This window comes from Virgisporangium ochraceum, assembly GCF_016863655.1.
GTDB lineage: Bacteria > Actinomycetota > Actinomycetes > Mycobacteriales > Micromonosporaceae > Virgisporangium > Virgisporangium ochraceum.
On the sequence record NZ_BOPH01000004.1, the window covers coordinates 1 to 9,357 of the forward strand.

Sequence of the window (9,357 nt, forward strand, 5' to 3'; positions counted from 1 at the left end):
GGGCGCATCAAGCAGAGCCCGGCCCCAACCGCTGGGGCCGGGCATCCCTCACACCGACTTCTGGTACGTGCGGAACGTGCGGGTCGACAGCCACACCGTCAGCATGGCGAGCGCGAGCAGCGCCGCCGCCGGTGTCGCGACGTCGCCCCAGTCGGGGTTCTCGGCCAGTGCCGACCGGGCCGCTTCCACCGCCCAGTTGACCGGGTTGTAGTTCGTCAAGGTCTGCATCCAGCCGGGCATCAGGTCCTCGGCCATGAACGTGGTCGAGATGAACGTCAACGGCAGCAGGAGCAACGTGTTCAGCCCGATGATCGTCTCGCGTTGCCGCACGAGCATGCCGACGGTGTTCGACAGCGCGCTGAACACCGTGCCCAGGAGGATCGCCATCACGATGAGCACGAGCACACCCGCCGGCCCGCCCTCGTAGGTCGCGCCGGCCGCCCACGCCAGCAGCACGATGATCAGCGACTGGATGCTCGTGCTGAGCGCCTGCTCGATCACGTTGGCGTTCATGATCGCGCCGCGGCCGACCGGCGCGATGAGGAACCGGTTGAGCGTGCCGCGCTCGATCTCCTCCATGGTTCCCATGCCGGCCCACATGTTCGACGACATCGCGCTCATCACGACGACCCCGGGCACGATGTAGGTCAGGTACGAGCCGCCGCCGAACCCGGGCAGTTCGACGATCCGCTTGAACAAGTTGCCGAACAGGAACAGCCAGATCGCCGGCTGGATCAGCGTGAACACGAGGTACCAGGGCTGGCGGACGAACGCCTGCAGCCGCCGGTGCGTCATCCAGAGCGTGTCAGTCATGATTCGAACCGCCTTCCGGCGTACCGGAGGTACACGTCGTCGAGGGAGGGCCGCGCGACGGTGACCGTCGCGGCCGGGGCGCCGGCCCGGTCGAGCGCCGCGAGCGCGTGCGGCACCGTCGCCGCACCGTCGTCGGCCCGCGCGCTGAGGTTGCGGCCGTCGAGGGTCACGTCCCGCACGCCGGGGACCGCCTTGAGCGCGGCCTCCGCCTGCCCGTCGCTCTCGTCGCGCAGTTCGATGTGGACCGCGTCCCCACGCAGTTCCGCCTTCAGGTGGTCCGGGCTGCCGGTGACGACGACGCGTCCCCGGTCCACAATGGACACCCGCCGCGCGAGGCGGTCGGCCTCCTCGAGATGGTGCGTGGTGAGCAGGATCGCCATCGACTCGTCGGCGGCCAGTCGGGAGATCTCGGCCCACATCGCGGTGCGCGCCTGCGGGTCGAGGCCGGCCGTCGGCTCGTCGAGGAACAGCACCTCGGGCCGGTTCATCAGCCCGAGTGCCACGTCGAGCCGCCGCTGGGTGCCGCCCGAGTAGGTGCTGACGGCCCGGTCGGCGACCTCGCCGAGCGCGAAGCGGTCGAGAAGCTCGCCCACACGGCGTTTGAGGTCGGCCCGGTGCAGGCCGTACAGGCGTCCCTGCAGGAGCAGGTTCTGGCGGCCGGTCGCGACCGGGTCCGCTCCCGACTTCTGTGACACCACGCCGATGACCCGGCGCACCCGCTCGGGGTGGGCCAGCGCGTCGTTGCCGGCGACGGTCACCGTGCCCGAGTCGGGGCGGGCCAGCGTGGTGAGGATCTTGATCGTGGTGGACTTGCCGGCCCCGTTCGGGCCGAGCAGGGCGAAGACCTCGCCGGGCGGCACGCTGATCGACAGTCCGTCGAGGGCGCGCACCCCCTTGCCGTAGGTCTTGACGAGGTCATGTGCCTCGACGGTGTGACTCACGGTTCCTCCGGTGAGCAGGATGAACCGTCCGTCGTGACCCGATACCCTTGCGGTTGCGGCCTCGCGGGCGGGTCCTCACGGATCGGTTCGCAGGTTCATGGCCCCGGCGGGTGTTGCAGCACCTGCCGGGGTTCTTCAGTCCTCCTTCTTCGTCTTCGCGTGGTAGCTGCGCCACAGGTCCATGTCGGGCATCGTGCCGTCGACCATCTCGGCGACGATCGACCGCACCCAGGCGGCTTCCGCCTCGGCCATCGCGACCTTGAACTCGACCTCGATGAGGAAGATCCGCGGGACGGACCGCACCACCTCGGCCAGCCGCTTCCGCCAGTCGACCACGTAGGTCTCGAGCGTCGTGGCCCGCCGCTGGAGCAGGTCGATCACCTCGTCGGGCGACAGCACTCCCCCATTCGACAATGCCGCCTCGAACGAGGTGAACTCCTGCTGCGGCTCGGCGAGCAGTTCGCGCAGCCAGTCCTGGAGCTCGGCCCGACCGGCCGCCGTGATCGCGTACACGGTGCGCTCGGGCCGCTTGCCCTGCCGCGTCGTGTCGACCGGCTCGACGAACCCGTGCTTCTCGAGGTTCTGCACCACGGTGTACAGCGAACCCCACTGGATCTTGATGCTGGCGTCCTTGCCGCGCTCCTTCAGCAGGGTCGCCATCTCGTACGGGTGCATCGGCTTCTCGACGAGCCCGGTGAGCAGCGCGAGCGCGAGCAGGTTGCCGACCTTGCGACGCTTCGCCACCGGTCCCCCCTGTCTTCTCGCCCCCGATTACTCGTACCCGAGTATACGGCCGCGGGCATCGAACACAACCCTGCGATAGCGTGACCACCGTGACGGATCTGGCCTACGACGACGCCTGCGAGCGCATCGTCAGGGCCCCCGACGCCCGGCTGCACCGCATCGCCGGCGCCGCGCACACCGCGCACCTCGACCGGCCGGCCGGGTTCGCCGCCGTCCTGACCGACCTTCTTCAGCGTTCCAGCAGCTCGTCGGCGTAGTAGGTCACCGCTCGCCGGTACTCGGGCAGGTGGCGGGCCAGGGCCAGCAGCGCCCGGGCGACCGCCTCGTCGGGCCGGCCCGCGTCGAGCAGCGTCAGCGCGAGGAACGCGGCGCGCACGTCGGCGAGCCCTTCGTCGCCGACCTCGGACCGGAGCAGGTCGGCGCCCTCGGCCGCCCGGCCCAGGTTGCGGAGCGTGCTCGCGAGCTGGATCAGGGCGCGGGGACGGCGGTCGCCCGTGAGCCCGGCGTCGAGGGCCGCCCGGTAATAGGGCTCCGCCTCGGCCTCGCGGCCCACGTAGTCGTACGCGGAGGCGCGCTCGAACAGCCCGTCGGCGTCGCGCTCCGGTCGCTCGTCGGCCAGCTCGAGGATCGCGGCCAGCACGTCGTCCTCGCTCCGTTGTGCGGCCGTCGACCACACCGCATCCACCCGTTCGTCCCAATCGTCGCGCACGACACGATCGTCGCAGATATCTCCGGCTCTGGCCGGTACCGGTACCAACACGTACCATTCAGCGCTATGGATGCGCGTCGGGCACTCTCGACAATGGCCGCGCTCACGCTCCTGGTCGCCGCCGCGTCATGCGGCTCCTCCGACGGCGGCAAGGGTGGCGGGAAGGACGCGGCGGCCGCGCCGGACCACCACGGGGTCGAGGCGAAGATCCCGTTGCGCGACGGCGAACGGTTCCAGTTCCTGTCGATGGAGCGGCCTTACACCCCGACGCCACCGACGGGCAGCACCGACGAGTACCGCTGCTTCCTGCTCGACCCGCACTTCACCGGCAACTCGTGGATCGTCGGGTCCGAGTTCCTGCCCGAGAACGCCGACATCGTGCACCACGCGATCCTGTTCCGCGTGCAGGCGCGCGACATCGAGGCGGCACAGAAGGTCGACGACGAGTCACCCGGCGACGGCTGGACCTGCTTCGGCGACGAGGGCATCCGCCGCGACGGCCTCGGCAGCACCGGCTGGATCGGCTCGTGGGCGCCGGGCGGCACCGAGCGCCTGATCGACGCCAAGGTCGGTTTCGAGATGGCGGCCGGCAGCCGCATCGTCATGCAGGTCCACTACAACCTGCTCGCGACCGAGGGCAAGGCTCCCGGCCCGGACAGGTCCGGTGTGCGCCTGCGCGTCATGAGCGGCTCCGCCGACCTGTCCCCGCTGCAGACGACGCTGCTGCCCGCTCCGGTCGAACTGCCCTGCCCGCCGACCGAAACCGGCGATCTGTGCGACCGTGACCGCTCCGTCGCCGACCTCACCGCCCGCTTCGGCGACCAGGCGTCCCGCACCGCGAACGGCCTCAACCTGCTGTGCAACCGCGGACCGGCGAAGCCCGGCAACACCCAGCAGTGCGACCACAAGGCCCGGCAGGACGCCGTGATCCACGGCGTGGCCGGGCACATGCACCTGCTCGGCCGCTCGATCAAGGTCGAGCTGAACCCGGGTGCCGCGGGTGCGCAGACCCTGCTCGACGTTCCCGTCTACAACTTCGACGAGCAGGGCGCCCGCCCCACGCCGCAGCCGGTGACCGCGCGGACCGGCGACACCTACCGCGTCACCTGCTCCCACGACGCGACGTTGCGGGCCCAGCTACCGCAGCTCAAGCCCCTGAAGCCGCGCTACGTGGTGTGGGGCGAGGGCACCAGCGACGAGATGTGTCTGGGCATCGTGATCTGGTCCAAGCCGTAGATTTGGATCATGTCGTTCCCACCAGAGGCCTACCCCGCACCCACCTATCTCGGCGACACCGGCGAGCCCAGCTCGGTGCTGCGCCGCGCCGACGCGCCACCCGACCACGTCGGCGCCACCAGCGCGGCCAGCTACCTCGCCACCGGCGCGGCGACCAACGGGCAGTTCGGCCTCTACCGGTGGGACATGCCGGGCCCGCCGACAGGGCCCGGCCCGCACTTCCACCGGTCGATCTCCGAGTCGTTCTTCATCCTCAGCGGCACCGTGCGCCTCTACAACGGCAGGGAGTGGATCGACGCCACCGCCGGTGACTTCCTGTTCGTGCCGGAGGGCGGGATCCACGGCTTCCGCAACGAGTCGGGCGAGCCGGCCTCGATGCTGATCCTGTTCGCGCCGGGCGCTCCCCGCGAGGAGTACTTCGAACAGGTGGCGGCGATGGCCAAGCGCGACGAGGAGGAGCGGATGGCGTTCTTCCTCAAGCACGACACCTTCTGGACCGGGGAGTAGCCGCCTACAGCACGGCGTCGGCCAGGCGATCGACCTCGTCGAGGGAGGCGATCGTCGGGTCGAAGGCCAGGTCGGTGACCCCGAGGTCGGCGTACCGCCGGGCAACCGCCCTGGCGTCGGCGGCGGTACGGATCGCGCTGTCGGCGATGCGCCCGGCCCACTCGCCGAGGAAGCCGTAGTAGCTCAGCAGCGAGGCCCGCGACTCCGCCTCGTCGCCGAGGCCGAAGTAGACGAGCGCACCGAAGCGGGGTTCGCCGTCGCGGCCCGCGTCCTTCCAGGCCGCGCGCACCTTCTCGATCACGGGCGCGGCCATCTCCGGCCCGCCGCCGCCGGCGGTCCAGCCCTCGGCCTGCTGCACCGTGCGGCGGATCGCGGCGTCGCTGGTGCCGCCCATCAGCACCGGCACCCGGTTGCCGCGGGCCGGCGCCGGCCCGACCGCGACGTCGTCTCCGGTGATCTCCTCGCCGGCCCACGCGCGGTGCAGGAGGTCGAGGGTGCCGTCCATCAACTTGCCGCGCTGTTCGAACGGCCGGTCCATGGCGGCGAAGTCGTCGGGACGCCCACCGACTCCGAGCCCCAGCAGCAGCCGGCCACCCGACAGGGCGTCGAGGCTCGCGGTCGCCTTGGCCAGCCACACCGGCGGGTAGACCGGCCCGAGCAGGATGTTGCTGAACAGGGTGACCCGCGACGTGGCGCCCGCGGCCACGGCCAGCGTGGTCAGCGAGTCGTACGACGGGTAGACGATGCGGTCGATCGTCGCGAGCGACTGGAAGCCGCGCTCCTCGGCCCTGCGGGCCCAGTCGACGACGGTGGGCCCGGGCACCGTGAGCGTGTTCGGAAGTCCGATTCCGATCCTCATGTAGTTCTCCTCACGAACAACTGATCGGTCAAGTATCACCGTAGACGCTGGCGCATGCGACCGCGCGCCGCGGCCATGGTCCAGCACTCGATCGGCACGAAGACTTACCGGCATGACACTCCTGCGTGGCGGCACCCTCGTGGCGGCCGCGATCACCCTCGGGCTCTCCGCCGGCCTCTTCTACACCTACTCGGCGTCGGTCATGCTCGGCCTCGGTCGGTCCGACGACCGCACCTTCGTCCAGGCCATGCAGAACATCAACGTCGCGATCATCAACCCGTGGTTCATGGCGCACTTCATGGGCGCGCTGGTGCTGACCGCGCTCGCCGCGGCCCTGCACCTCCCGAAGGACGGTCGCGCGGTGCTGCCGTGGATCCTCCTGGCCCTGGCGCTGTACCTGGTGGCGATCGTCGTGACCGGCACCCAGAACGTGCCGATGAACAACGCCCTGGCCGCGGCCGGCACCGACACGCCGGCCGCGCTCGCCGCCGCCCGCGAGGCGTTCGAGGGGCCCTGGGTGCGCTGGAACATCGTCCGCACCGTCGCCTCGACGGGCTCGTTGGGGGCGATCGTGTGGGCGCTGGTCCGGTTCGGTCAGACTTCGACCTGAGATATTGACAGTAACTCTCATATGGGAGTTACTGTCAATTCATGGGAACTACCAAAAGATGGTGGGCGCTCGTCGCGATCGTGCTGTGCACCCTGACGCTCGGCTTCGACCTCACGATCCTCAATGTCGCGCTACCCACGCTCGCCGCCGACCTCGACGCCGGCACCAGCGAGCTCCAGTGGATCGTCGACGCGTACGTGCTGGTCTTCGCCGGTCTGCTGCTCCCGATGGGCGCGCTCGGCGACCGGTTCGGCCGCCGCCGGCTGCTGCTGGCCGGGCTGGTGCTGTTCGGCGCGGCCTCGGTGCTGGCGGTCTTCGCCACCGGAGCCGGTCAGGTGATCGTCGCCCGGACGTTGATGGGCGTCGGCGCCGCGGTGCTGACGCCCCTGACCGCCGCGATGATCCCGGTGATGTTCGACGCGGACGAGCGGCCGAAGGCGATCGCGCTGCTCACGATGGGTATGGGCCTCGGGCTCCCGCTGGGACCGATCATCGGCGGCTACCTGCTGGAGCACTTCTGGTGGGGCTCGATCTTCCTGATCAACGTTCCGGCGGCGGCGATCGCGCTGGTGGCGGTCGCGACGCTGATCCCGGAGTCGAGGTCGGCCCACCCGAAGGCCATCGACCTGGCCGGCGGTCTGCTCTCCACCGCCGGGCTCACGCTGTTCGTGTACGGGGTCATCGAGGCGCCGGTGCGGGGCTGGGCCGATCCGCTCGCGCTCGGCCCCATGGTCGCCGGGCTGGCGCTCCTGGCGGTGTTCGTGGCCGTCGAGCGGCGGACCGCCGAGCCGATGCTCGACCTCGGGCTGTTCCGGCGACCCCGGTTCGCGTGGGGCACCGCCGCCGGGACGATCGCGACGTTCTCGCTGGCCGGACTGCTGTTCGTGCTGCCCCAGTTCCTCCAGGCGGTGCGCGACCTCGACGCGTTCGAGGTCGGCCTGCGGCTGCTGCCGCTGATCGCCGGGCTGTTCGTCGGCGCGCCCGTCGCGGCGCGGCTCACGGCGTGGAGCGGCACGAAGGTCCCGGTGGTCACCGGGCTGCTGGTCGCCGCCGTCGGCCTGCTCGTCGGGACGGCCACCGCGCCCGACTCGCCGTACGGGTTCGTCGCGACCTGGCTGCTGCTGATCGGGCTCGGCGTCGGCCTGGCCCTGTCGCCGGCGATGGACGCGGTGCTCGGCGAACTGCCGCACGACGACGCGGGCTCGGGCACCGCCGTGACCATGACGCTGCGCCAGACCGGCGGCGCACTCGGCGTCGCGCTGCTGGGCAGCCTGCTGTCGGCGGTCTACCGGGCGGGTCTCGGCCCCGACGCACCCGCCGCGGCCCGCGACTCCCTCACGGGCGCGCTCGCGCTGGGCGACGCCGGCCTCGCGGCCGCGGCGCGGCAGGCGTTCACCGACGGCATGGCGGCCGTGCTGACCGTGTGCGCGGCGCTCGCGGTGCTCGGCGCGCTGGCCGTCGCCCGATGGCTTCCCGCGCGTCCCACCGCCGTTGCGTCAGAATCGGTGCATGAACCAACCCGGTCTGCGTGAGCGGAAGAAGCAGAAGACCCGCTGGGCGATCCAGGAGCACGCGCTGCGCCTGTTCGCCGAGCAGGGCTACGACGCGACGACCGTGGAGCAGATCGCCGAGGCGGCCGAGGTCTCACCGAGCACCTTCTTCCGGTACTTCGGCACCAAGGAGGACGTCGTCAGCGACGACCGGTACGACGAGCTCATCGTCGCGGGGATCGAGGCCGCCCCGGCCGGGCTCGGTCCGCTCGCCACCATGCGCCACGCGCTGCAGGCGTCTCTGGGCGACCTCAAGCCGGGTGAGAACGAGCAGATCCTGACCCGGATGCGGCTGGTGCTCTCGGTGCCGGCGCTGCGCGCCCGCACGATGACCAACCTGCTCGACAGCACCAACGCGTTCGCTCCCCCGCTCGCCCAACGCCTCGGCCGCGACCCCGACGACTTCGACGTTCGGGCGTTCGTCACCGGCTGCATGACGGCGGCGGCCGTCGGCGTGTTCGCCTGGTACGACGCCGACGGCCGGGCCGACCTCGGCGAGCTGATCGACCGTGCCGTCGCCGCGGTGGGTGAGCTCGCGTACTGACGCGTTAACCCGGGCTTAGCGTTCGCACAGCGCGGCGATAGCCCGGGAGTCGCGAACCTGGTCACCACAGACGACCAGGAGGTTCGACACCATGAAGCGCAAGGCACTCGCGGTCGCCGGAGCGACGGCCGTGGCAACGGTGATGATCGGTGGGGCGGCCCTCGCGGCTGCCGGCGACGACGATCCGGCCCGCGGCCGGCCCGCCGCCGTGGCGGTCACCGACTCGCCGTCGCCCGACGACACGCCGTCCCCGACCGACACGGCCTCGCCGGACGACTCGCCCACCGGGTCCCCCGACGACAGCCCGACCACGACGGCGCCGGCACAGCCCGGCGGCGCGGTGGTTCCCAGCGACCTCGCGGCCGCGGCGGCGTTGGCCCGCGTCGGCGGCGGAACGGTGACGAGCGTCGAGTCGGAGTTCGAGCACGGGCGCGCCGTGTGGAAGGTGCGGATCGTGAAGGACGGCGTGCGCTACGACGTGCACGTCGACAAGGAGACCGGCGCGATCACCCGGTTCGAGAACAAGGGCGGCGGCCGCGGCGACGACGACTCGGGCCGGAGCGGACACGACGACGACAACAGCGGCTCGGGCCGGAGCGGGCGCGGCGGCGGGGACGACCACGGCGGCTCCGGCAAGAGTGGCCGCGGTGGCGACGACTGACTATCCTGATGCCGTTCAACGGATGGCCGCCCGGGTGCTCGGGCGGCCATCGCTGCGACTGGCCCCAACCGTGAGTGGATCAGCCGTGGGTGGATCGGGACGGTGTCGCGCAGAACGGTTCGTTGGGGTTCCGGTGTCCCGAGTCGCCGGTTCGCGGGTCTGTGCCGGCCGCCCTGATCGTCG

General features: G+C 71.4%; 12 protein-coding genes. 7 read left to right on the forward strand and 5 right to left on the reverse strand.

Translation table 11 applies throughout. The features are described from left to right. Positions 1–48: 48 nt before the first annotated feature. The 3 genes from Voc01_RS01835 to Voc01_RS01845 all read right to left on the reverse strand — a co-directional run bounded on the left by Voc01_RS01835 (position 49) and on the right by Voc01_RS01845 (position 2,498). Complete coding sequence (locus Voc01_RS01835) at positions 49–813, reverse strand: ABC transporter permease (RefSeq protein ID WP_203925456.1); 765 nt, start codon at positions 811–813, stop codon at positions 49–51. Next, positions 810–1,754 carry an ATP-binding cassette domain-containing protein gene (locus Voc01_RS01840; protein ID WP_203925457.1) on the reverse strand — a complete coding sequence of 315 codons (945 nt, stop codon included), beginning with the start codon at positions 1,752–1,754 and terminating at the stop codon, positions 810–812. Before Voc01_RS01840 ends, Voc01_RS01835 begins: the two co-directional genes overlap by 4 nt. Positions 1,755–1,889: 135 nt before the next feature. Beyond that, positions 1,890–2,498 (reverse strand): PadR family transcriptional regulator, encoded by a 609-nt coding sequence (locus Voc01_RS01845; RefSeq protein WP_239159867.1) that lies wholly within the window; start codon positions 2,496–2,498, stop codon positions 1,890–1,892. Positions 2,499–2,587: 89 nt separating this feature from the next. On the opposite strand from Voc01_RS01845, the gene Voc01_RS01850 reads away from it, so the two are divergent. Further along, positions 2,588–2,755, forward strand: coding sequence for an alpha/beta fold hydrolase (locus tag Voc01_RS01850; RefSeq protein ID WP_203925458.1), 168 nt, complete (start codon positions 2,588–2,590; stop codon positions 2,753–2,755). On the opposite strand, the gene Voc01_RS01855 is transcribed toward Voc01_RS01850, so the two are convergent. Beyond that, the gene (locus tag Voc01_RS01855) at positions 2,728–3,207 is read right to left on the reverse strand and encodes a tetratricopeptide repeat protein (protein ID WP_239159868.1); all 480 of its coding nucleotides are present in this window, start codon (positions 3,205–3,207) and stop codon (positions 2,728–2,730) included. The two genes, Voc01_RS01850 and Voc01_RS01855, sit on opposite strands and share 28 nt — an antisense overlap. A 66-nt stretch (positions 3,208–3,273) precedes the next feature. On the opposite strand from Voc01_RS01855, the gene Voc01_RS01860 reads away from it, so the two are divergent. Both Voc01_RS01860 and Voc01_RS01865 read left to right on the forward strand, forming a co-directional pair. Next, complete coding sequence (locus Voc01_RS01860) at positions 3,274–4,443, forward strand: monooxygenase (RefSeq protein WP_239159869.1); 1,170 nt, start codon at positions 3,274–3,276, stop codon at positions 4,441–4,443. A 9-nt stretch (positions 4,444–4,452) separates the two neighbouring features. Then, a complete protein-coding gene (locus Voc01_RS01865) occupies positions 4,453–4,950 on the forward strand; it encodes a cupin domain-containing protein (RefSeq protein ID WP_203925459.1) in 498 nt (165 codons plus the stop codon). Between the two features lie 4 nt (positions 4,951–4,954). Here the strand turns inward: Voc01_RS01865 and Voc01_RS01870 are convergent, their stop codons facing one another. Then, positions 4,955–5,809, reverse strand: coding sequence for an LLM class flavin-dependent oxidoreductase (locus tag Voc01_RS01870; protein ID WP_203925460.1), 855 nt, complete (start codon positions 5,807–5,809; stop codon positions 4,955–4,957). 112 nt (positions 5,810–5,921) lie between these two features. Between Voc01_RS01870 and Voc01_RS01875 the strand changes: the two genes are divergently transcribed. The 4 genes from Voc01_RS01875 to Voc01_RS01890 all read left to right on the forward strand — a co-directional run bounded on the left by Voc01_RS01875 (position 5,922) and on the right by Voc01_RS01890 (position 9,174). Continuing rightward, positions 5,922–6,419, forward strand: a complete 498-nt coding sequence (locus Voc01_RS01875; RefSeq protein ID WP_203925461.1) for an anthrone oxygenase family protein — start codon at positions 5,922–5,924, stop codon at positions 6,417–6,419. Positions 6,420–6,460: 41 nt separating this feature from the next. Beyond that, entirely contained in the window at positions 6,461–7,951 is a 1,491-nt protein-coding gene (locus Voc01_RS01880; protein WP_203925462.1) for an MFS transporter, read from the forward strand. Then, positions 7,929–8,513, forward strand: coding sequence for an acyl-CoA-like ligand-binding transcription factor (locus Voc01_RS01885; RefSeq protein ID WP_203925463.1), 585 nt, complete (start codon positions 7,929–7,931; stop codon positions 8,511–8,513). Before Voc01_RS01880 ends, Voc01_RS01885 begins: the two co-directional genes overlap by 23 nt. A gap of 91 nt (positions 8,514–8,604) precedes the next feature. Next, on the forward strand, positions 8,605–9,174 hold the full coding sequence (locus Voc01_RS01890; RefSeq protein ID WP_203925464.1) for a PepSY domain-containing protein: 570 nt from the start codon (positions 8,605–8,607) through the stop codon (positions 9,172–9,174). Positions 9,175–9,357 lie beyond the last annotated feature (183 nt).